At 59.2% G+C, this 23,611-nt stretch carries 17 protein-coding genes; 13 read left to right on the top strand and 4 right to left on the bottom strand.

Annotation, left to right across the window (positions count from 1 at the left end; all coding sequences use genetic code 11):
* The first annotated feature begins 93 nt into the window (after positions 1-93).
* From pepN to rmf, 10 genes are all read left to right on the top strand, one after another.
* Complete coding sequence (gene pepN, locus AB5Y64_RS09235) at positions 94-2,718, top strand: aminopeptidase N (RefSeq protein WP_368203662.1); 2,625 nt, start codon at positions 94-96, stop codon at positions 2,716-2,718.
* A 67-nt stretch (positions 2,719-2,785) separates the two neighbouring features.
* A complete protein-coding gene (locus AB5Y64_RS09230; protein ID WP_010674767.1) occupies positions 2,786-3,007 on the top strand; it encodes a DUF2835 family protein in 222 nt (73 codons plus the stop codon).
* Positions 3,008-3,281: 274 nt separating this feature from the next.
* Positions 3,282-8,144 (top strand): NAD-glutamate dehydrogenase, encoded by a 4,863-nt coding sequence (locus AB5Y64_RS09225; protein WP_124814390.1) that lies wholly within the window; start codon positions 3,282-3,284, stop codon positions 8,142-8,144.
* 47 nt (positions 8,145-8,191) lie between these two features.
* Positions 8,192-9,202 (top strand): quinone-dependent dihydroorotate dehydrogenase, encoded by a 1,011-nt coding sequence (gene pyrD / locus AB5Y64_RS09220; protein WP_010674765.1) that lies wholly within the window; start codon positions 8,192-8,194, stop codon positions 9,200-9,202.
* 85 nt (positions 9,203-9,287) lie between these two features.
* Positions 9,288-9,824: a cell division protein ZapC gene (locus AB5Y64_RS09215; RefSeq protein ID WP_041211431.1), complete on the top strand. Its 537-nt coding sequence runs from the start codon at positions 9,288-9,290 to the stop codon at positions 9,822-9,824.
* Positions 9,825-10,132: 308 nt separating this feature from the next.
* The gene (gene rlmKL, locus AB5Y64_RS09210; protein WP_279955896.1) at positions 10,133-12,304 is read left to right on the top strand and encodes a bifunctional 23S rRNA (guanine(2069)-N(7))-methyltransferase RlmK/23S rRNA (guanine(2445)-N(2))-methyltransferase RlmL; all 2,172 of its coding nucleotides are present in this window, start codon (positions 10,133-10,135) and stop codon (positions 12,302-12,304) included.
* Positions 12,304-12,531, top strand: a complete 228-nt coding sequence (locus AB5Y64_RS09205) for a glutaredoxin family protein (protein ID WP_039040794.1) — start codon at positions 12,304-12,306, stop codon at positions 12,529-12,531. Before rlmKL ends, AB5Y64_RS09205 begins: the two co-directional genes overlap by 1 nt.
* 72 nt (positions 12,532-12,603) lie before the next feature.
* On the top strand, positions 12,604-14,526 hold the full coding sequence (locus tag AB5Y64_RS09200; RefSeq protein WP_368203658.1) for an ABC transporter ATP-binding protein: 1,923 nt from the start codon (positions 12,604-12,606) through the stop codon (positions 14,524-14,526).
* 8 nt (positions 14,527-14,534) lie between these two features.
* Positions 14,535-16,172 carry a DUF3466 family protein gene (locus AB5Y64_RS09195; RefSeq protein ID WP_017788056.1) on the top strand — a complete coding sequence of 546 codons (1,638 nt, stop codon included), beginning with the start codon at positions 14,535-14,537 and terminating at the stop codon, positions 16,170-16,172.
* Between the two features lie 163 nt (positions 16,173-16,335).
* Positions 16,336-16,512, top strand: a complete 177-nt coding sequence (gene rmf / locus AB5Y64_RS09190; protein ID WP_010674759.1) for a ribosome modulation factor — start codon at positions 16,336-16,338, stop codon at positions 16,510-16,512.
* An 84-nt stretch (positions 16,513-16,596) separates the two neighbouring features.
* On the opposite strand, the gene fabA is transcribed toward rmf, so the two are convergent.
* The 3 genes from fabA to AB5Y64_RS09175 all read right to left on the bottom strand — a co-directional run bounded on the left by fabA (position 16,597) and on the right by AB5Y64_RS09175 (position 19,658).
* Positions 16,597-17,157, bottom strand: coding sequence for a 3-hydroxyacyl-[acyl-carrier-protein] dehydratase FabA (gene fabA, locus AB5Y64_RS09185; RefSeq protein ID WP_010674758.1), 561 nt, complete (start codon positions 17,155-17,157; stop codon positions 16,597-16,599).
* A 78-nt stretch (positions 17,158-17,235) separates the two neighbouring features.
* Positions 17,236-19,215: a Lon protease family protein gene (locus AB5Y64_RS09180; protein ID WP_029314542.1), complete on the bottom strand. Its 1,980-nt coding sequence runs from the start codon at positions 19,213-19,215 to the stop codon at positions 17,236-17,238.
* An 80-nt stretch (positions 19,216-19,295) separates the two neighbouring features.
* Complete coding sequence (locus tag AB5Y64_RS09175) at positions 19,296-19,658, bottom strand: helix-turn-helix domain-containing protein (protein WP_324042009.1); 363 nt, start codon at positions 19,656-19,658, stop codon at positions 19,296-19,298.
* A gap of 125 nt (positions 19,659-19,783) precedes the next feature.
* Between AB5Y64_RS09175 and AB5Y64_RS09170 the strand changes: the two genes are divergently transcribed.
* Genes AB5Y64_RS09170 through AB5Y64_RS09160 form a run of 3 tightly spaced genes read left to right on the top strand, consistent with a single transcriptional unit; the run spans position 19,784 to position 21,896 of the window.
* Positions 19,784-20,035, top strand: coding sequence for a hypothetical protein (locus AB5Y64_RS09170; RefSeq protein WP_128342418.1), 252 nt, complete (start codon positions 19,784-19,786; stop codon positions 20,033-20,035).
* Positions 20,022-21,548: a replication initiation factor domain-containing protein gene (locus tag AB5Y64_RS09165; protein ID WP_368203657.1), complete on the top strand. Its 1,527-nt coding sequence runs from the start codon at positions 20,022-20,024 to the stop codon at positions 21,546-21,548. The genes AB5Y64_RS09170 and AB5Y64_RS09165 overlap by 14 nt, the downstream gene beginning before the upstream one ends.
* Positions 21,549-21,575: 27 nt before the next feature.
* Positions 21,576-21,896: a hypothetical protein gene (locus AB5Y64_RS09160; RefSeq protein WP_039040801.1), complete on the top strand. Its 321-nt coding sequence runs from the start codon at positions 21,576-21,578 to the stop codon at positions 21,894-21,896.
* Positions 21,897-22,240: 344 nt separating this feature from the next.
* Here AB5Y64_RS09160 and AB5Y64_RS09155 read toward each other — a convergent pair whose 3' ends face one another.
* Positions 22,241-23,509 carry an IS4-like element ISAeme3 family transposase gene (locus tag AB5Y64_RS09155; protein WP_041205731.1) on the bottom strand — a complete coding sequence of 423 codons (1,269 nt, stop codon included), beginning with the start codon at positions 23,507-23,509 and terminating at the stop codon, positions 22,241-22,243.
* Positions 23,510-23,611 lie beyond the last annotated feature (102 nt).

Raw genomic sequence — 23,611 nt, 5'->3', positions numbered from 1 at the left:
CCTTTCTTTTGCCTGAATGCAAACTATTTGACCCTGTCCGAGCCTTGTGACAGCCTCTGACACGTCAATAACAAAGCGTGGAAGCAGACAATAATGACTGAACAACCTCAGGCCATGACGGCCAAATATCGCCAGGATTACCAGGCTCCCCTCTATTGGTGTGACAGTCTGGATCTCGATTTTCAGCTGCAAGAGCCCCTGACCCGGGTCACCGCCATCTCCCGTTTGCGTCGCAGCGGCGATCACAATGAACCCCTGGTGCTGGACGGCGAGGGGCTTGACCTTGTCAGCGTCAGTGTGGATGGCGTGCCCTATCAGCAATACGAGCAGGGAGAGAGCAGCCTGACCCTGTTCAACCTGCCGGCCGAGTGCGTGCTGACCGTGGTCACCGACATTGATCCCGCCGCCAACACGGCGCTGGAGGGGCTCTACAAATCCGGCGATGCCTATTGCACCCAGTGCGAGGCCGAGGGATTTCGTCGTATCACCTATTACATGGACAGGCCGGACATCCTGGCCCGTTACAGTACCCGCATCACCGCAGACAAGGCCAAGTACCCCTATCTGCTCTCCAACGGCAACAAGGTCGCGAGCGGCGATCTGGACGACGGTCGCCACTTCGTGCAGTGGCAGGATCCCTTCCCCAAACCGAGTTACCTGTTTGCCCTGGTGGCCGGTGACTTCGACGTGGAGCGCAACCACTTCATTACCAAAAGCGGCCGCCAGGTGGCGCTCGAGATCTTCGTGGACAAGGGCAACCTGGACCGCGCCGGTTTCGCCATGGAGAGCCTCATCAACTCCATGCGCTGGGACGAGCAGCGTTTCGGCCTCGAGTATGACCTCGACATCTACATGATCGTGGCGGTGGACTTCTTCAACATGGGGGCCATGGAGAACAAGGGGCTCAACATCTTCAACTCCAAGTTCGTGCTGGCCAACCCGGCCACTGCCACCGATGCGGACTACCACGGCATCGAGCGGGTGATCGGCCACGAATATTTCCACAACTGGACCGGCAACCGCGTCACCTGCCGCGACTGGTTCCAGTTAAGCCTCAAAGAGGGACTGACGGTGTTCCGGGATCAGGAGTTCTCCTCCGATCTGGGGTCGCGCGGCGTCAACCGCATCAACAACGTGCGCACCGTGCGCGGTCCGCAGTTTGCCGAAGATGCCGGCCCCATGGCCCACCCCATCCGCCCGGATGTGGTGATCGAGATGAACAACTTCTACACCCTGACCGTCTACGAGAAGGGCTCTGAAGTGATCCGCATGATGCACACCCTGCTGGGGGAGGACGCCTTCCAGGCGGGTATGCGACTCTACTTCGAGCGTCACGACGGCTCTGCTGCCACCTGCGACGACTTCGTGCAGGCGATGGAGGATGCCTCCGGGGTGGATCTCGCTCGCTTCCGCCGCTGGTACAGCCAGTCCGGCACCCCCGAGCTCACCGTGACCGACGAATACGATGCCGAAAGCGGTGTCTATCGTCTGCACGTGAGCCAGCACACGCCGCCGACCCAGGATCAGCCACAAAAGCTGCCGCTGCATATCCCCCTCGACATCGAGCTCTACGATGCACAGGGTGCCGTCATTGCGCTGCAATACCAGGGCAAGGCCATCGGCAATGTGCTGGACGTGCTGGAAGCACAGCAGACGTTCGAATTCGATCGAGTGCCGGTCAGACCGATACCCTCCCTGCTGCGAGACTTCTCCGCCCCGGTCAAGCTGCACTATGACTACAGCGACGAGGCCCTGGCCTTCCTGATGCGTCATGCCCGCAACGAGTTTGCCCGCTGGGACGCCGCCCAGATGCTGATCAACAAGGCGGTGATCGACGGGGTGGCGCGGGTCCAGCACGGGCAGGGGGTTGAACTCTCCCACACCCTGCTGGCGGCCTTTGTCGCCATTCTGGACGAGGCTGCACTGGATCCCGCCCTCAAGGCAGAGATCCTGGCCCTGCCGGGAGAGGCGACCCTGGCCGAGCTGTTCGAGGTGGCCGATATCGACGCCATCCACCAGGTGCGCAACGGGATCCAGACCGCATTGGCCCACGCCTTCGGCGACCGCCTGCTGGCGTGCTACGAGAGCCTGCGTCTGCCGGCTTATCAGGTGGTCCATGCCGACATGGCCAAACGGGCCCTCAAGGGCGTGGTGCTGGGTTATCTGGCGGCGCTGGATGCCGCGAAGGCCGATACCCTGGTGCGCGAGCAGTACGAGGCTGCCGACAACATGACCGACACCCTGGCGGCGCTCCAGGTGGCCAACAGCCATCTGCTGCCGTGCCGCGCCGCGCTCTTGGCCGACTTCGAAGGCAAATGGGCCCATGATGGCCTGGTACTGGACAACTGGCTGCGGTTGGTGGGGGCCAAGCCGGCCAAGGATGTGCTCCATGACGTGAAGCAGGCGATGGCGCACCCGACCTTCAGCATCCGCAACCCGAACCGGCTGCGGGCGCTCATCGGCAGCTTCGCCATGAACAACCAGGTGCAGTTCCACGCCGCCGATGGCAGCGGCTATCGCTTCCTGACCGATCTCTTGATCGAGCTCAACGAGGTCAATCCCCAGGTGGCGTCCCGCCTCATCACCCCGCTTATCCAGTTCAAGCGGCTCGATGAGGGGCGCAAGGCGCTGGTTCGCGCCGAGCTGACCCGCCTGGCCAACCTGGACGGGCTGGCGCGGGATCTGTTCGAGAAGGTGAGCAAGGCGCTGGCACAGTAAGCGCCGCGACGGCGGGCAGGGGAGCCTGGCTTTCCTGCCCGTTTTTCATGGATGACCAGGAGGTGACATGAGGCAATACACTTTTCGGCTCTCCCTTGGCCGCGACGAGATCATGTTGATGTACCAGGGGCAGGTGAACCGCCTGGTGGTACGTACCGAGCAGGGTCTGACCCTGGAGCTGGGGTTGGAGAAAATCCGGCGTTTTGTGTCGGAGAGCGGCGTTCACGGCTACTTTCGACTGAAAACCCAGGACGATCATCGCTTCATTTCCCTGGAACGCATAAATTAACAAAACTTGAACATCAATCCGGGTAATTATCTGCTTTAAGTCACTATCTATCCGGCAAATGGCGCGGCATCCAGTGGGATTTTCTGAATTTTGCCAACTTGGCAAAATTTATCACAACCCAAGCCGTGATCTGTCCCTTGTTTTTAACATCCCGTTATCACCTTTGCTCGCCTTCCTTGATCCAAGCCATTACACTTCGCTGCAACTCTGTACCGGTGGGCATCCTGGGTGGATGTCGCCGTGTCTGTGATGTCGTCCGATAAGGAAACTAGCAATGGCATTGAAAGACGCCCCTACCTCCGTTCTGCTCGAAAACGTTCTCAGTCTGATCCACCAGAAATTGCCGAAAAACAGTGCCTCCCTGGTCGAATGTTTCGTTGCCAAGTTCTACGGCAACATGGCCAGCACTGATCTGCATGACCGCAATGACAGCGATCTCTATGGCGCCGCCCTCAGTCTGTGGAATGCCCTCAACCACCGTACCGGCATCGAGCCCTATATCCGGGTCTACAACCCCGAGCTGACCCGCCACGGATGGCAGTCTCCCCATACCATCGTCGAGATCATCCTGCAGGATTCCCCCTTCCTGGTGGACTCCATCCGCATGGCCCTCAAGCGTCTCAATATCACCGCCCACATGATGCTGCACCAGCCGCTGCACCTGATCCGCGGCGAAGGCGGCAAGATTGGCGCCATCCTGGATCTGGACAACACCGCAGAGCAGACCTCGGTGGAAACCGCCTTCCTCATCGAAATCGATCACCTGACCGGTGAAGAGGAGATGGACGCCCTGACTGCCGAGCTCAACTCGGTGGCGCGGGAAGTGGCCCTGGCGGTGGGAGACTGGCAGCCCATGCTGACGCGCCTGAACGAGATCATCGAGGAGCTGCCCAAACGCAAGAACCCGGTCAGCCAGGCCGAGGTGGACTCCTGCGTCGCCTTCCTCAAATGGGTGGCCGCCCACAACTTCACCCTGATGGGTTATCGTCGCTACGACGTCAAGGCGGTGGAGGGGGATCACGAGATCCTGCCGCAGCCCGAGTCCAGCCTGGGGCTGATGAAGAACTCCATCAAGGACGAAGGCCAGCGCCTCGGCACCATGCCCGCCAGCGCCCGTCACGCGGCCCTCAGTTCCGACTTGCTGATCCTCACCAAGTCCAACAGCAAGTCCCGGGTGCATCGTCCGGCCTATGTGGATTACATCGGCATCAAGCGCTTCGACGAGCACGGCAAGGTGGTGGGAGAGGATCGCTTCATCGGCCTGTATGCCTCCTCCATCTACAACACCAGTGCGACCCAGATCCCCCTCATCAGCCACCGCCTCGAGCGCATCATGGCCGCCTCCGGCTTTGAATCGGGCTCTCATGCCTACAAGGCGCTGCTGAACGTGCTGGAAACCTACCCGCGCGACGAGCTGATCCAGGCCCGTGAAGAGGAGCTGCTGGCCACCGGTCTCGGCGTGCTGGAGATGCAGGAGCGGGACATGCTGCGCCTGTTCGTGCGCCGCGACGTCTACGGCCGCTTCTTCTCCTGCATGGTCTATGTCACCAAGGAGCGCTACAACACGGCGCTGCGGGTCAAGACCCAGCAGATTTTGCAGAAATATTTTGGCAGCAGCATCGATGTGGAGTTCAACGTCTACTTCACCGAGGGCGTGCTGGCACGGACCCACTACATAGTGCGGGTCAACAACAACAACGTGGATGTGGATGTGAACGAAGTACAGAACAACCTGATTGAAGCGGCCCGCAGCTGGGATGACCGCCTGGATTCCGTGCTGCTTTCCCACTATGGCGAGGCCCGCGGTAACGAGCTGCGCCGCCGTTTCAGCACCGCCTTCCCCCGTGCCTACAAGGAAGATGTGCTGCCGGGCTCTGCCGTCGCGGACATCATGGCCCTGGATGGATTGAGCGAGGCCGAGCCGCTTGGCATGCTGTTCTACCGCGCCCAGGAGGAGGAGAACGATCGCCGGGTACGCCTCAAGCTGTTCCACCGAAGCGAACCCATCCACCTCTCCGACGTCCTGCCCATGCTGGAAAACATGGGACTGCGCGTCATCGGCGAGACCCCGTATCAGGTACGGACCCCCACCGGCGAGGTGTTCTGGATCCTCGATTTCTCCATGCTGCTGCGGGGCGAGCAACCGTTCGATCTGGAGCAGAGCCAGCAGCGCTTCCAGCAGGCCTTCGCCGCCATCTGGAACAAGACCCTGGAAGATGACGGCTTCAACCGTCTGGTGCTGGGGGCCGGCCTCACCGGTCGTCAGGTATCCGTGCTGCGGGCCTATGCCAAATACATGCGCCAGACCGGCGTCTCCTTCAGTCAGTCCTATATCGAGGAGACCCTGACCCGTTATCCGGATATCGCAGAGCTGCTGTTCACTCTGTTCGAACAGCGTCTGGATCCGGCCGGCAAGCAGGACGCCAAGGTGCCATCGCAAGATGCCAAGGCATCCGCCAAGCTGCATGAGCAGCTCGCCGCCAAGCTGGATCAGGTCGCCAACCTGGATGACGATCGCATCATTCGCCGCTATGTGGAGATGATCGACGCCACCCTGCGCACCAACTACTACCAGCTGGACAAGGCGGGCAACATCAAGCCCTACATCTCCTTCAAGCTGGCCCCCTCCAGCATCACCGACATGCCGCTGCCGCTGCCGAAGTTCGAGATCTTCGTCTACTCCCCGCGAGTGGAAGGGGTACACCTGCGCTGGGGCAAGGTGGCCCGTGGCGGCCTGCGCTGGTCCGATCGCAAGGAGGACTTCCGCACCGAAGTGCTGGGTCTGGTGAAAGCCCAGCAGGTGAAGAACACCGTCATTGTGCCGGTGGGCGCCAAGGGCGGCTTCTATTGCAAGCAGATGCCGGCAGGCGCCCCCCGTGCCGTCATCCAGGAGGAGGGCAAGGCCTGCTACCGTCTGTTCATCCGCGGCCTGCTCGATGTGACCGACAACATCATCGGCGGCGAGGTGATCCCGCCAAAATCCGTGGTGCGTCACGACGAGGATGACTACTACCTGGTAGTGGCGGCCGACAAGGGCACCGCCACCTTCTCCGACATCGCCAACGAGATAAGCCTCGAATACGGCCACTGGCTCGGCGATGCGTTTGCCTCCGGCGGCTCGGTGGGCTATGACCACAAAAAGATGGGCATCACCGCCCGCGGCGCCTGGGAATCGGTCAAGCGCCACTTCCGTGAGATTGGCATCAACTGCCAGACCACCGACTTCACCTGCGTGGGTATTGGGGACATGGCCGGCGACGTGTTCGGCAACGGCATGCTGCTCTCCGAGCACATCCAGCTGGTGGGCGCCTTCAACCACATGCACATCTTCGTCGACCCGACCCCGGATGCGGCCAGGAGCTTCGTCGAGCGCAAGCGCCTGTTCGAGCTGCCGGGCTCGAGCTGGGATGACTACAACCGTGAGCTCATCTCCAAGGGGGGCGGCATCTTCCTGCGCTCGGCCAAGTCCATCAAGCTGAGCCCCGAGATGCAGACCCTGCTCGGCACTGACAAGGCCAGCATGGCGCCGAACGAGCTGATCAAGGCCCTGCTCTGTCTGAACGTGGACCTGCTCTGGAACGGCGGCATCGGCACTTATGTGAAGAGTGCCCGCGAGAGCGACGCCGACGTCGGGGATCGCAGCAACGACGTGCTGCGAGTCAACGGTCGCGATCTGCGTGCCCGCATCGTGGGCGAGGGTGGCAACCTGGGCTTCACCCAGCTCGGCCGGGTGGAGTACGCGAGCCAGGGTGGTCGCATCAACACCGACTTCACCGACAACGTGGGCGGCGTGGACTGCTCCGACAACGAGGTGAACATCAAGATCCTGCTGAACCAGCTGGTGGCCGCCGGGGATCTGACCCTCAAGCAGCGCAACCAGATGCTCTACGAGATGACGGATGCGGTGGCGCAGGTGGTCATCACCAACGCCTATCGCCAGTCCCAGTCCATCTCGGTCACGGCGTTCCGTGGCGCCGAGCAGCTCAAAGAGCAGCAGCGCTTCATCCAGGGGCTGGAGCGGGAAGGCAAGCTGGACCGCGGCCTCGAGTTCCTCCCCACCGACGAGGAGCTCTCCGAGCGGATGGCGGCGGGGCAGGGGCTGACCCGTCCCGAGCTGGCGGTGCTGGTGGCCTACGGCAAGATGGTGCTCAAAGAGCAGCTCAACTGCCCGGAAGTGACCGACGAGCCCTTCCTCGCCAACATGCTGGTCACCAGCTTCCCGACCCAGCTGCAGCAGCAGTTCGGTGCGGCCCTTGCCCAGCATCCGCTGCGCGGCGAAATCATCGCGACCCGGGTGGCCAACATGCTGGTCAACGACATGGGGCTCAACTTCGCCAGCCGGATGAAGGACGAGACCGGTGCCTCGGTGGCCGAAGTGGCCTGCTGCTTCGCCATGGCCCGCGAGGTGTTCGGCCTCAATACCCTGTGGCGCGACATCGAAGGGTGTGACAACCAGGTGGATGCCAACACCCAGCTCGAGCTGATGTTCTACAGCCGCCGCATTGTACGCCGCGCCACCCGCTGGTTCCTGCGTGCCCGCAACCGCAGCTGGAGCATCGGCGAGAACATCGCCTTCTTCCGCCCGGCCTTCGAGACCCTGGCGGAGCACCTCTACGAGGTGATGGACGAGAGCGAAGTGGCCGAGCACCAGCAGGCGGTCGCGGCCCTGGTGGCCAAAGCGGTACCCGAGCAGATTGCCCGTCAGGTAGCCCACATGAGCAGCCTGTTCTCCTGCCTGGATCTGGCGCAGATCGCCGCGGAGCACAAGACCGACATCCTGCGCGCCGCCAACGTTTACTACCGTCTCGGTGCCAAGCTGGATCTGCACTGGTTCCTCGAGCAGATCAACCATCAGCCGGTGGGCAACCACTGGCAGGCGATGGCGCGGGCCTCCTTCCGCGAAGATCTGGACTGGCAGCAACGCAGCCTCACTTCCGTGGTACTGGAAGGGTGCAAAGAGCAGGGGGAATGCGCTACCATACTGGCCGACTGGATTTCGGAGCATGAGCAGCTCTTGTCCCGTTGGACCCATATGTTGGCCGACTTCAAGACTACCAGCACCCACGAGTTCGCCAAGTTCTCGGTGGCCTTGCGAGAGTTGAACCTGCTCCAGTTGAATTGCCGAACCTCGGCATAACCCCAAAAGCCCCGGCCAGTTGCCGGGGCTTTTTTTAAGGAGCAAGCATGCTGTACCCACTCGCCAGGCATTTCCTGTTCAAACTCAATCCGGAGCAGGCTCACGATCTCTCCATCAAATATTTGCCCCGCCTTCTCGGTACACCGCTCGATTGTTTCTTCCGCAACACCCTGCCAAAACGCCCCGTCACCGTCATGGGGCTTAATTTTGCCAATCCGGTGGGCCTGGCCGCGGGATTGGATAAAGACGGGGAGTGCATCGATGCCTTCGGCGCCATGGGGTTCGGTTTCATCGAGGTCGGTACCGTGACCCCCAGACCCCAGAGCGGCAATGACAAGCCACGTCTCTTCCGGGTGATCCCGGCCGAGGGGATCATCAATCGCATGGGATTCAACAACAAGGGAGTCGATCACCTGGTGGCCAAGGTGAAAGAGGCCAAATATCAGGGGGTGATCGGCATCAATATCGGCAAGAACAAGGACACCCCCATCGAGCAGGGCAAGGATGATTACCTTCTCTGCATGGACAAGGTGTATGACCACGCCGGTTATATTGCGGTCAATATTTCCTCGCCAAACACCCCGGGTCTGCGTCAATTGCAATATGGCGATGCACTGGATGAACTGCTGGCCGCATTGAAACAGCGTCAACAGGAGCTGGCCGAGAAATATAAAAAGTATGTGCCGCTGGCCGTGAAAATTGCCCCGGATCTGTCACTCGATGAAATAGATCAGGTAGCCGCCTCTTTGATCAAGAATCGTATTGACGGTGTCATCGCCACCAATACCACCCTGGAGCGGGAGATGATATATGACATGCCCCATGCCGCAGAGGCTGGCGGGCTTAGCGGTCGTCCGCTCCAGCACAAGAGCACCGAGGTGATCCGCCACCTGGCCAAGGCCCTCGACGGCGCCCTGCCCATTATCGGTGTGGGTGGTATCGACAGCGCCATGGCGGCTCGGGAAAAACTGGCGGCGGGTGCCAGTCTTGTCCAGATTTACAGCGGCTTTATTTATAAAGGGCCGAGTCTGGTCAAAGAGATCGTTACCCATATTTAAAAAATAACCGGTTGCCCTTATTTAACGTTGCTCAAATTCTCGACATGGAATAAAGTCGAGGGACGGCTTAGATAAGGGCACCACCATGTGTATTCAACCCAATGACAATTGGCAGTGGCATTATGACGCTCAGGATGATCGCCTGATGCTGGATTTGTCCGATCGCATGATATTTGCCACCGAATATAAAGGTCGGCAACTTGTTCCCTGTTCTTTCACCACCCAGCCTTTTTGTGTGGATGATGCCGCCCTCTATTACCAGTTGATGGACAAGGCCGCTGAACTCGACTGGAGTACGCCCCACCAGGTCCAGCTGGTCCTCAATGCCATCGCCGTCAGCCGTTTTTATAAACCCCTGATGCCGCAAAGTTGGTTCTTTCATGAACAGCAGGCTCATGTTATTCCAGAGATGGGATCCCTGGTATGGATGGATACGCCCCACGGTCGGGGGGAATTCATGGTCATCGAAGCCGGCGATCAGGCGAGCGTTTGCCTGAACCTGACCGACGAGCTGGTGCTGACCAACAGCAAGACGCTGCCGCGCTTTGCCGTGATCAAGGTGATGAATAACCGGATGCAAGCCAGAGTCCGGGCACAGACACAATATCGGGAAGTGGGCTGACGACGGGGCCGTTATATGGCGACGAATAAGTCCGTTATAGGCCTGCTATATTGGTCTGATATTTAAGCGCTAAGTCTCTCTCTTGTTCCATTATTTGTATTTTCTCCTTCGTCTGGTCGTCACGACCGTTTTCTGCTTGGCCCGGGCAAGATTTTCGAATTCTTTACGAATGTGATGGTAGACCGCTGCCAGCCAAGAGCGGGATCCTGTCGCCCGCAAGGGGGAGGAGAGAGTTTGCCGCGCCTCTTGCCGTTTATATGGCACCTTTGTCCAAGGTTCGAGTGCCGAGTGCGGGCCGATAAGGTATAATGCGGCACTATTTTTATGGCATCCCCGTGAGCGTGATGAAAGAATTTTTTGCAACCTGCCCCAAGGGGCTGGAAAACCTGCTGGCCGTCGAGCTGACCAATCTGGGTGCGGAGCAGGTCCGTGAGACCGTGGCCGGCGTCCACTTCAAGGGCGAACTGGCCATCGGCTACAAGGCCTGTCTGTGGAGCCGCTTTGCCTCCCGTATCGTGCTGGTGCTCTCCGAGTTCCAGATGAACGACGATCTGGACCTCTACCTCGGAGCTCATACCATTCCCTGGGAGGAGCACTTCTCCGGTACCGCCACCATCGCGGTGGACTTTACCGGTACCAACGCCTCCATTCGCAATACCCAGTACGGCGCCCTGAAGATCAAGGACGCCATCGTCGATCGCTTCACCAAGCGCAGTCATGTGCGCCCGGATGTGGACAAGAAGTCCCCGGACATTCGCATCATGGCGCACCTTGGCAAAGGCAAGGCCAATATCACGCTGGACTTGTCAGGCCCGGCGCTGCACCAGCGCTTCTATCGCCAGGGCACCGGCGAGGCGCCCCTCAAAGAGAACCTGGCTGCGGCCATGATTGCCCGCAGCGGCTGGGCTGGCGAGCCCATGATGGACCCCATGTGCGGCTCCGGTACCCTGCTGATTGAAGCGGCCTTCATCGCTGCCGACATGGCGCCTGCGCTGCGCCGTGAGCGCTTCGGTTTCGATCGCTGGCTGCAACACGATGGTGAACTGTGGCAGAGTCTGATGATGGAAGCCCAGGTGCGTGCCAAGCGCGGCATGCAGCGCTGCGAGGTGAAGCTGTTCGGTTGCGATGCGGATACCCGGGTCCTGATGAAGGCCCGTGACAACGCCAAGGCCGCCGGCGTGGCCCATCTCATTACCTTCAAGCAGGCCGATGTCACCAAGCTGGAAAATCCGCTGCCGATGCCGGCTGTGGAAGGAGAGAGCCGTCAGGTCGGCATGCTCATCTCCAACCCGCCCTATGGCGAGCGTCTTGGGGAGTTCCCGGCGTTGCTGGAAGTGCATCAGGCCCTTGGCGATGCCCTGCGCCGCGGCTTCCAGGGGTGGAAGGTCACCATTCTCTCCGCCTCTCCCGAACTCCTGAGCTGCCTGCGCTTGCGTGCCGACAAGCAGTATCGCCTGTTCAACGGCGCCCTCGAGTGCCAGCTGCGCAACTATCAGATCGCCCTCGATGCCGTTGCTTCCCAGAAAGAGGTGGCCCAGGACTTTGCCAACCGTCTGCGCAAGAATCTGAAGACCCTCGAGAAATGGGCGAGCAAGGAGAACCTCGATTGCTACCGCCTCTATGACGCGGACTTGCCGGAGTACAACGCTGCCATCGACCGCTATCAGGATTATCTGGTGGTACAGGAGTACGCGGCGCCCAAGGACATTCCCGCCCAGAAGACCCGCCAGCGTCTGCTGGACATGGTGCAGGCCGCCATCAAGGTGACCGGCATGGACGGCGAGAAGGTGATCCTGAAGGTGCGCGAGCGCCAGGAAGGCAAACAGCAGTACCAGAAGCTCTCCGAAGAGCAGCACCGGATGGAGGTGCAGGAGTACGGTGCACGCCTCTGGGTCAACCTCTACGACTATCTGGACACCGGCCTCTTCCTCGACCACCGCCAGACCCGCCGCATGCTGGGCCAGATGGCTCGGGGCAAGCGCTTCCTGAACCTCTTTGCCTACACCGGCAGTGCCACCGTGCACGCGGGGCTCGGCGGCGCCCGCGAAACCACCACGGTGGACATGTCGCGCACCTACCTCAACTGGGCCCAGGACAACATGCGCCTCAACTCGCTGGTGGGCCGCGAGCACAAGTTCGTGCAGGCGGATTGTCTGAAGTGGTTGTCGGAAGCCGACGAGCAGTACGACCTCATCTTCATCGATCCGCCCACCTTCTCCAACTCCAAGCGGATGGACGAGAGCTTCGACGTGCAGCGGGATCACCTGCTGTTGATGCAGCACCTCAAGCGCCTGCTCGCGGCGGACGGCACCCTGGTCTTCTCCAACAACAAGCGCCACTTCAAGATGGACTTGGCCGGCCTTGACGCCATCGGTCTCAAGGCGCAGAACATCACGAACAAGACCCGGCCCAAGGACTTCGAGCGCAACCAGCATATCCACAACTGCTGGATCATCACCCACGCCGAGGCACAAGGCTGATGCTGACCCTGTTTCACACCGACGGCTGCCACCTGTGCGAACAGGCGTGGGCGCTGGTGGAACAGGCCGGGATGGCCGCGCAGACCCGCCGCTGCGACATCCTGGAGGAGGAGGCCTGGCTCGAGGCTTACCGGGTGCGCATCCCGGTGCTGCAAGACAGTGCCGGCCGGGAGCTGGGCTGGCCTTTCACCCTGGGAGAGCTGCAAGGCTGGCTGGCACAGGGGTGAGCAGGATTTGACGACAAAACGGGGGCAGACTCACGCTGCCGCCCGTTTTTTCATAAGCAACAAGGAACAAACATGGCTCTTTTGACATTGCACGGCGCGTCCCTGTCGTTCAGTGATTTTCCGCTGCTCGACCATGCCGAGCTCACCATAGAGCGGGGCGAGCGCCTCTGTCTGGTGGGTCGCAACGGGGCGGGCAAGTCTACCCTGATGAAGGTGATTGCCAGCGAACTGCCGCTGGACGACGGCCGTCTGGTGTTGCAACAAGATTTGAAAGTGACCCGCCTCGAGCAGGATCCGCCCGCCTCGAGCGAGATCACCGTGTTCGATTACGCCGCAGAAGGGCTGGCCGGGGTAGGGGAGCTGCTCAAGCAGTACCACCATGTCTCCCACGCCCTGGCGCACGACCCTTCCGATGCCAACATTCGCACCATGAGCCAGTTGCAGGAGCAGCTCGACTATCAGAACGGCTGGCAGTACGAGACCCGCATCAATCAGGTGCTGACACTGCTTGATCTCGACCCTGATGTGACGCTCGACAGTCTGTCTGGCGGCTGGCTGCGCAAGGTGGCCCTGGCCCGCGCGCTGGCCTGCGATCCGGATCTGCTGCTGCTGGACGAGCCGACCAACCACCTGGACATCGATGCCATCAACTGGCTGGAAGAGTTTCTCAAGGATTTTCGCGGTGCCATCGTCTTCATCTCCCACGACCGGGAGTTCATCCACAAGCTGGCGACCCGGATCATCGATCTGGACCGCGGCGTGATCACCTCCTGGCCCGGCAACTACGACGAGTACCTGCAGGGCAAGGAGGAGTGGCTGCGGGTCGAGGAGCTGAAAAATGCCGAGTTCGATCGCAAGCTGGCCCAGGAAGAGGTGTGGGTACGCCAGGGGATCAAGGCCCGCCGTACCCGCAACGAGGGACGAGTGCGTGCCCTCAAGGCGATGCGCATGGAGCGCACCCAGCGCCGTGAGCTGCAGGGCAAGGCCAAGCTGCAGCTGGACGAGGCGGGCCGCTCCGGCAAGCTGGTATTTGAAAGTGAAGGCTTGGGTCTCGACTTTGGCGATCGCACCCTGTTTCAGGGGCTGGATCTGCAGGTGCTGCGTGGCGACAAGATTGCGCTGGTCGGCCCCAACGGCTGTGGCAAGTCGACCCTGATCAAGCTGCTGCTCGGCCAGCTCGAGGCAACCCGCGGCTCGGTGCGTCAGGGCACCAACCTGGAAGTGGCCTATTTCGATCAGTACCGCGAGCAGCTCGACCCCGAGAAGACGGTGGTGGACAACGTGGGCGAAGGCAAGCAGGAGGTGATGGTGCGCGGCCGCTCCCGTCACATCCTCGGCTACCTGCAGGACTTCCTGTTTGAGCCAAAACGGGCACGCACCCCGGTGAAAGCCTTGTCAGGGGGCGAAAAAAACCGTTTACTGTTGGCCAAATTGTTCTTGAAGCCCAGTAATTTACTGATCCTCGATGAACCAACCAACGACCTGGATGTCGAAACGCTGGAACTGCTGGAAGAGCTGCTGGCGGACTATCCCGGTACCCTGCTGCTGGTGAGCCACGATCGTCGTTTCATCGACAATACCGTGACCGGTTGCTGGTTGTTTGAAGGGGATGGGCGGATCAGTGATTATGTGGGGGGCTATGCCGACATGACGGCCACCCGTGCCCAGCAGCAGTCTCAGCTGGCCGCACAGCAGGCGGTGAAGCAGCCCCAGAGCAAGGCGCCAGAGCCTGTCGTGACGCAGGCGCCGGTCGCGGCAAAACAGAAGAAACTCTCTTACAAGTTGCAGCTGGAGCTGGATAATCTGCCAGCCCGGCTGGAACAGCTGGAGGCGGAGCTGGATGCCCTGCAGACGGAGATCAACCACCCCGGTTTCTTCTCCCTGCCTGCGGAGCAAACCCAGACCAAACTGGATGCCCTGAATGCCGCAGAGGCGGCATTGGAACAAGCCTTCTCCCGCTGGGAGGAGTTGGAAGCGTTGAAACATCAGGACTAAGGAAGTAGATGAAAAAGCAATTATCCATGCTGGCCATTCTGGTCAGCGCCAGCCTGAATGCCCAGGCGGCACAAAGTCCCTTTTTCACCATTGTCGATGCGTCCGACAAGGGTTACGCCAGCGGGATCAGCGGCGACGGCAACGGGCTCATCGGGATCAACACCAAGAACAACATGGCCGAGCACTTCTCGACCGTGCGCTTCGCCGACTTCCTGGTTGACCGCTTCCGCTTCGAGCAGGGCTGCATGCTCTCCAACTCGGTCTGCAACTCCTTCTGGAACGACAACAGCAACTTCGCCTACCAGTGGCGTCGTGACTTCCTCGATGGTGTCGACCAGCGCAACAACGTAGGTTACGTGCAACTGGGCGAGACCGACGGTCTGGTGACCGCGCTGGGTGACGTACCCGGCACCCGGGCGGGCTACAAGATGAGTGGCAAGGTGCGTACCGCCTTTGCCGTGGTCGAGGAGGGCAACCCCGTCGAGCTGAAGGATGGCGCCGGCACTCACAGCCTGAGCGTGCCGACCAGCATCAAGAAGCTGGACAACGGCCAGTATCTGGTGACCGGTACCGCCGCCACCGGCAAGAACATCGCCGTCAACTCCGAAACCTACAACTGGTGCTTTGCCGGCAACGACGGCCAATACGGTGACTACCGCTACTGCCCGGGCCTCAACACCCAGGCGAGCTTCTGGCTGGTCAACAGTACCGGTACCTTCAACAAGCTGCTGCAGGCCAACGAGTATGCCCGGGGCCGCAACGAAGTGGTGCAGACCGCTTCCGCGCTCGGCGTGGGCAAATTCAACGGCACGCTGTATGGGGTAGGGTACTCCTCCACCGGCGAGATCGGCACCAACTACCTGGATGGCCGCAACCTGGCCGCCTACTGGACACTGGATCTGGATGGCAGCAAGGTAGGGACCACCCAGATCATCCCGCTGGCCGAAGGCGAGCCCGGCAAGGATGACGCCAAGCTGCAACACAGCTGGGCCGTGGGGGTCAACGACAACGGTTATGTGGTCGGCAACCAGCTCTATCGTATCAACAAGGGCCAGAACCGCCCGGTGGAGATGTTCGTGTTCAACCTGAACACGCCGACCACCAACGCCGTGGTTTCCCTGCAGGACAAGCCGCTCAGCGGCTCCGGCTCGGAAGCGGCCGCCATCAACAACCACAACATGGTGGTTGGCTGGCGTGACTCCCGTCATCAGACCCAACCCGTGGTCAACGGCACCAACCGCATGCAGGAAGGCTTCCTGCTCAACGCGGCGACCGGCAACAACTGGTACCTGAACGATCTCATCTGCGGTCTGGATGATGCGGGTGCCAAACAGTGTGCCCAGAACGGTTACTACTACCACATCGCTTATGCCAGCGGCATCAGCGAGAATGGGACTGTGGCCGCAACCGCCTATCGCTACAACAGCGAGAGCGATCTGAACAACCGCACCAACGCTACCGTGGTCAGCGTCAAGCTGGCACCGGTCGTGACCGACTACAAGAACAACGATCCGGCCGGTTATGTGGTCGCCAACGCACCGGTCAACAACCAGACCGGTCAGGATGGCGGCAGCGGTGGTGGCAGCCTGTTCTGGTTGACTCTGCTGGCCCTGCCATTCGCCTGGCTGCGCCGTTTCCAGCGCTAAAAAGTTGTGTCACTAAAAATTAATGCGGTTCAGTGTCTTGTGTCACAATGACCGGATAGCATGAAATTTTTTGTTTGACCCTGCCAACCCCCTGGGGTAAAGATGAAAGCGACCGATGAAAAATTGGTCGCTTTTTTTGTTCCACGGAAGAGGGTCGTAGATGATGAAGAGACAAAAACGGGACCGTCTGGAAAGAGCTCGTGCTCGTGGTTATCAGGCTGGCGTAGTCGGCAAACAGAAAGAAGCGTGTCCGTACCAGTGCCTGGATGCCAGGGGCCATTGGCTTGGTGGTTGGCGCGATGCCATGGAAGGGCGAGGCTCAGGCCTCTTCATGAAGTAACCGATACTTCATCACTCATTACATTACAAAAGGAAAGGGGCCATCGTGGCCCCTTTACGTTGCTCTGCTCACCCAGGAGCAGGATCAGAATGCGGTGGTGTCTTTGAACAGGCCCACTTTCAGATCGGTGGCGCTGTAGATGGGGCGACCATCCACTTCCACGACGCCATCGGCAATGCCCATGACCAGTTTGCGGTTGATGACGCGCTTGAAGGTGATCTTGTAGGTGACCTTCTTGGCCGTCGGCAGGATCTGGCCGGTGAACTTGACTTCACCTACACCCAGCGCACGTCCTTTGCCAGGACCCCCTTTCCAGCCCAGGAAGAAGCCGACCAGCTGCCACATGGCATCCAGGCCCAGGCAGCCGGGCATGACGGGATCGCCGGGGAAGTGGCAGTCGAAGAACCAGAGATCCGGCGTGATATCGAGTTCAGCCAGGATTTCACCCTTGCCGTGCTCGCCGCCATGGTCGTTGATCTTGACGATGCGATCCATCATCAGCATGTTGGGGGCGGGCAGCTGGCTGTTACCTTCACCAAATAATTCGCCACGGCTGCAGGCAAGCAGCTCTTCACGGGTAAAGGACTCTTTGCCTTGTTCGCACAGGGAGAGGCGGGGATCAGTGGTGTCGTTATCTAGGGTCACGCTGTTTATCCTTCATATGGGTCAAAGCCGGGCCAATTTAGCTTACAGATGTTCGCCAAACAACTCCGATCACTTCATTTAACGGCCAAGCAGCCGGTCCAGCAGGCTGCGCAGCAGGCCGCCACTCTTGGTTGCCGTGCCATTGAGTTCGTCAAGTCTCTCCTGGATGCGACCAAACAGGGTATCCGGCATGTCCGGTTCGCCAGCGACGCAGCCGGTGAGCAGCTCGATTGCCTCTTCCACGTGATCCACCGGGTGGATGTGGAACTGGCCGGCCTCTACTGCCGCGATCACTTCATCAGAGAGGTTGAGCTGCTGGGCGTTGGTGCCGGGCAGCAGAATGCCTTGCTTGCCGGTGAGGCCGTGGATCTTGCACACCCGGAAGAAACCCTCAATCTTCTCGTTCACGCCACCAACGGCCTGCACATTGCCGAACTGGTCGACCGCACCAGTCACGGCGAAGTGCTGATAGATGGGCTGGCGGGCGAGGGCAGAGAGCAGGGCACACAGGCCGGTCAGGGAGGCGCTGTCACCATCGATCTCGTGGTATGACTGCTCGAACACCAGGTTGGCCGAGAGCGGCGAGGGGTTCTCTGCGCCGAACTTGTTGGAGAGGTAGCCGTGGATGATCATCATGGCCTTGGCGTGAATGTGCCCGGCGAGCTCCGCCTTGCGCTCGATGTCAGCAACATCGCCATCCCCGAGGTGGACGGTCGCGGTGAGGCGTACCGGCTCCCCGAAGTCATAGGGATGGCCGGCCACCTGGATGACGGAAAGCCCGTTGATCTGGCCAACCTCTTCACCGTCGGTCTGCAGCAGGATCTGGCCGTCGATGACACCCTGATCCGATTGCTCCACCAGATAGTTGAGGCGGTAATCCTGTTCTTCCAGGGCGAGCAGGATATGTTCGTCAGTGACGCAGATCGCTTCCAGCTCGCGGGCCAGGCTGTCGGCCATGCGCATGATGGCGCCGAGCTGTACCTCGGAGAGGGATAGCCACTCCTGGTGGTCACACAGGCGGCTGGCATGGCGACAGAGGGCGAGGAGGGCACCTGGGGTGAAATCCAGCAGCGCCCAGCGCGCTCGCAGCCAGGCGAGATATTGCAGGAAGGCGGGGAGATCTTCCTCGATGTTCACTTCGGAGACCAGATCGGCACGCAGGAAGATGCGCTCCGCCATGTCCCTGTCCAGCATCTGGAATTCCGCCACGTCCAGCCTGTCACCGACCAGGATCAACTTGAACCGGATGGGGGTCGCCTCCGGGGTGAAGAACGGCGTCAGCGTCTTGCCTTCCTGATAGGCATTCCAGTCCAGCTCGCCTTTTTGCATGGCGTTCTTGAGCTTGAACCAGAGATGAGGCTGATCCAGCAGCTCATCAAGCTGCAGTATCAGGTAACCACCGTTGGCTTCCCGCAGCAGACCAGGTTCCAAAAGGTGCTGGTTGGCGTAAACGGAGCCTTGTTCCGTCTGATAGTTGATGGAACCGAACAAGGTATCCCAGTTCAGGTCACGGCCGTAGACGACAGGGGCTTGCTGATCCTCATGATGGATCAGCAGGTTGATGAGCACCGGGTGCTGGAACTCGAGGCCCTGGGCGACATGGGCGGCCAGATCGGAGAGGAAATCCACGATCTTGGGGTCGTTGTTCTGTTTGCGGATGATCCGGGTGACCAGCCGCTCGGCGTCGAGATGGTGGCTCATCAGCTTGAGCAGCTCACCGACCATTTCGCAGAACTCGAAACCCGAGCCCGGTTGCAGGCGCAGCCAGATGGGCTTGAAAGGGTTGTTGAGATTCTCGGTATAACAGAGATCGAACAGGTCGCCATCCTTGCCATTCGAAGAGGCGATCAGGGTCTGGCAGACATTCTCGTAATCTGCACCGGGGAAACCGTTGAGGATCATGACCGGGCAGTCACCATCAAAACTGGCCAGCCGTTTGATACCCGAAATCGCTCTGGGTTGCAGGGCGGCAAACGGAATGGGGTCGAGTTCGCCAAGTGTGGGGAACTGCTCAATCGAGAAAGCGGGTTTTAATTGTTCTGATGTTAATTCAGCCACTTAAGACATCCGGTCGGGGATAGGATCAATTGCCACCATTATACACAGTTCGGTTGAGGGTGACAGAATACCAAGATATTTCATTTAACATAATATACATTATGCGCGGTATGGTCAGGCCCGCTCAGTGGAGACAGAAACACAGCCGCCGCAAGGGCTACCGCCGTGCCAGCTCCTTTCGAATACTTCGCCAGGATATCGTACCAAGCCTGTTTCAGCTCGGGATCCGTGGCCCTGACTGCCGCCAGACTTATCAGCACTTCTTGGACGTCTAGGCCGATTTCCTCGGCAATCTTTTTTGCAGTGGCATCAGTAAGTTGCATCTTCCCAGTGGTGAGGCTGGAGATATGTGACTTGGTAAAACCAAGCTCGGCAGCAACTTGCTGATACTGGCTAAACTTTTTGGCCCTCATATAGGCTTGAATAAGCGCTTTAGAGTCCATGTTTCTGTCTCCTGAGTGGTTAGACAATCGGCCCATCATACTCATTTTCTGCCCAAATGCCTCGGTTGTCAGTGCGCTAATTAACTGACCTAATGTAGTCAGTTCATTAGCTTGCTGACTAACCTATGACCCACTCTAGCCCACAAAACCCGGATCTGCCTGCGCTCATCGAGCGCAAGGTCTATTGGCAGGCAGAGCCGACTGGCGATTACTCCGCCTGCATCGCGGGTCAGGTCGAGATGTTCCGCGACCTGCATGAGCTGCGGGTCTATCTGTCGATGACGTACCCCGATACCGTGTTCGAACTGGTGGAGGTCACCGAGGACACGTGGCGCGGCTTCTATGACCAGGGAGTGTTTTTCGATGACTGGTCATAACTCCGTGATGCCGATAAATGGGGTTATCGGCAACAAAACCCTGATCGACTATCTGTCCTTCACCTGGGCGCCGACCGAGTTGATCCAGATGAAGGAGCTTGCCAAGCAAGGTGCGCTCTTGAAGGCTATCCCGCGCTTCGATACCAAGGTGAAGGCCCTGCAAGCGGCCATTTCTGAACCCCCTGTCGAGGGGCTGCGTTATCTCTGGAAGCGTCCGGTTGGCTTCGCTCCCCTCGCCCGTTTTGACAAGGTGACAGAACGCCTGTGCGGCAAGGCCGAACGGCTGGGGGTCTCCCCTACCCCAACGGTTGAATATGACAAGACCACTGAGCGGTTAAGCCTCCAGGGGGTGCCTAAGTCCCCTGCCCCTGTCGTGACGCTATCCATGACCGAAATGATGGAGCGTGCTTTGCATTCCGGTTACAAGGCCCGTGCCGACATTCGTAAGGAGTTGAAGGCGGTCTGCACTGCCCTGCTCAAGTTCTCCGAGTTCGAGGTTGTCGAGGGTGCCAAGTATTGGGAAGCCTACAACGACTTGATCGACTGCTACGGCGTCCAGTTCCTGGATGCCCTCTGCTGCAACGAGCTGGAGCTGTGGTTAGAGGAGCTGAATACCCGCATTGGTGTCCCCATCCCCGAGCCGCGCTTCACGATGTGCCCTCGCCGCTCTGGCCTGCACGGTTACGCCAACTCGGCGGACCTGCTGTGTGACGGCATCCCCTGCGGCCTGATTGGCTGGGGTGCGGCAAACCATGGTTGCATGGTGAGTTTTTCCGGTGTGGGTTGTGCCGCCCTGGATTTCCAGGCTTTGCATGATGTTATCTCTCACATTCCAGGCGTGCGCATCACACGGGTGGATCTCGCCCTGGATGACTACAGCGGCGAGCACATCACCTACCAGGGTGCCATTGCCGGCGCGGAAGCCGGCGAGTTCCATCCCCAGCGGGGCCGCGCTCCGTCCTGGATGAAGATTGAATCGGGTGAGTTCGTGATCACCGAGGTTGCCAAGGGCATCGCCAAGCGCTTTGGCATGGTACCGACCAAGGGCTGCTCGTTCTACGTGGGCAGCCGCATCAACGGTAAGTGCGCCCGGGTATACGAAAAGGGCAAACAGATGCAGTCGGCAGAGTATCCGAATTGGGTGCGCGCCGAAGGCGAGCTGCACAATAAGGACCGCATTATCCCGCTGGACGTCCTGGTAAACCCAGACCCCTATTTTGCGGGGATGTATCCGCAATTTGATAAATGGCTGGCTGCTATCCAGGAAGCGGAAATAAAGCCCGTCAGACTGACCACCTTTAAAAACAAGTTCAAAACGTCCAGGGACAACGCTGTATTTAATATGTCCCGCATGGCGGGTCGCCTTGTTAATTGGTTAGCGAACATCGAGGGATTATCGCCTGAGAAGATTGTTAACCAATTAACTGCGCACCTGGAAGAAAGTGATATTCCGGCGCGATTAAGAATGCCGCTCCCTCCTGACTTGGACGAGCTGCCTGTATTTTCGACCTAACCAAGGTTCTTCAACGAGGTAATAACTATGTCTATTTTGTCCAGTGTGCTGGTCACTCGCGTGACCCATGGCTACGGTGTTTCACGCAAGTCTGGCGCTCCGGTGCCTTACGACTTTGCCCAGGTCGAATACCTGGCTCCGGCAAACAACGTCAACAAGCCGGAGTGCAATATCAACTCCTGGGGCTATGAAGTTCGCCAGTTGTCCCTGCGCAATGATGCGCCCACTATCAAGGAGATGGCTGATTGCCCCAAGTTGGTGGCGATTGACCTTATTCTGGAAGCGGATCCCCAGAATCCGACCCGTAACGTTGTCGTCGGCTACCAAGCATCTAAAAAGCCTCTGTAAACAACCAGCGCCAACGAGGAGGAGGAGCGAGGGCGCGCAGCGACCGACGACGAGGGCGCAATAATGATTTGCCTAGATATTACCTCCGAAGGATATACCCGCCTTTCAGAGGGGGATTCATGTCAATACGTGCTCCTGACTGTCCAGGAGCACACCAAACTCACCGATATATCTAATTGGTTCCAATTCGATATATCGGTTGTGGGAATTGCCTTTAGCTCTGGGATTGTTATTTGGGCTTTGGGTTTAAAACTGGGCGCTATTGCCCGTGTCATTGTAGGTGCAAAAAGAGGATAAACGAGTATGCGTAACTATTTCCGTAATGGCTGTACATGTACAGGACCTTAAGCGTTGAGTCCCTTTAAAACTCCTTCCAAGGTCCTGTTCTGTATCGATTTTCTCTGCTTGGTTCGGCAAGCGTTCTTGGCCAAATAATCAGCTGCCCATTCCAGTCTTTCCCTTATTTCTGTCAGCGCTCTATGGGCCACTGCTTCCAATAGCGGCAACCACCATGTCGTACTGTTCTTTGACGCTTTCAACATCGATAGCTTCCCTGTCATCACACTCTGCGCGACCCGCCTTTTCATCACCAGCGACAGCAAACTCGTCCACACCAATCCCTCGGCGATGGCTTTCTCCCCCGTCACAAACCCCTTGAGCCGGTTGTGCGATTTCCACTCTTTAAATAACAACTCCACCTGCCAACGGCAGCGATACAGGCTCATCACCTGCTCTGCTGACCATGCCGCTCGCGGCAGGTTGGTCATCCACAAGCAGAACCGCTTTTCCTCGGCAAACCAGCGTCGGATCAAGCGGTACTCGACCTTGCCGGACTTCACCACCATATCCAGCACCTCGGCCCGACAGCGCCGCCGTCCTGCCTCTTTCAGTGACAGTCCCGCCAGTTTTGGCACTTCCCGCCCATCACCGCGCCAGGCCTGGATTATCTTGGGGTTCAGGCTTTGCGTTCCTCGCACCAGATAAAATCCGCCAGCGTCGTTCACCTGCTCAAACCAGGCCCTGTCAATGTAACCCGCGTCAGCCAGCAGCAGGCAGTTGGCCAGCTTGTGAGCCTCAGGGAGAAATTGCCGCTCCCCTGCGGTATCGGCAGACACACTCATGCACAGTGGGCTCTGCTCCGACAGAGACATGGTCATATGGCACTCGATAGCCGCCGGACTGATGGTCTTGAACCGGCCGGGAAAGTCAGCCGCCAGACGCCGGTGCACCGCGAAGGAGGTGCCATCGTGCAATAACACCTGCTTGAACGCGCCGAGGGAGGCCGCTTTGAGTTGATGGTCGATACGCAAGGCGATGGCCCGTTCGACCAGCGCTTTCATAAACAGGGCAAAGCTCTCTTTACGCAGCTGATTGTGAAACGGTTTGTAAGAAACCTGATGCTCTTTCGTCAGCTGCAAGGCATTGAAATGACGGTGTAAGCTGGCAATGTCATTGACCTGGTCGCCCCCCATGGCCCGCAACAGTGCAGGTACGAGCATGGCAGGGGTAATGGCGCGCTGACGCAGACAAAACTTGCAGAGCCGAGCAATGCGCTCGAGTGCGGCGGGAGCCAGGAGTTGCTCCAGATAGTGATTAGCATTAATAATGGTCATAGGCTTCGCGCGTGTTGATTTTGTTTGGCGATAAAATTAGATCACAAACGAAGCCTTTTTTATATCTATTTCAATTGGTTGGCGCTAAAGATCCTGTACATG

It is taken from the genome of Aeromonas sp. R5-1 (genome assembly GCF_040908265.1).
GTDB lineage: Bacteria > Pseudomonadota > Gammaproteobacteria > Enterobacterales > Aeromonadaceae > Aeromonas > Aeromonas caviae.
Note: the sequence above shows the minus strand (reverse complement) of the source record. Positions and strands in the feature narration are given on the sequence as shown.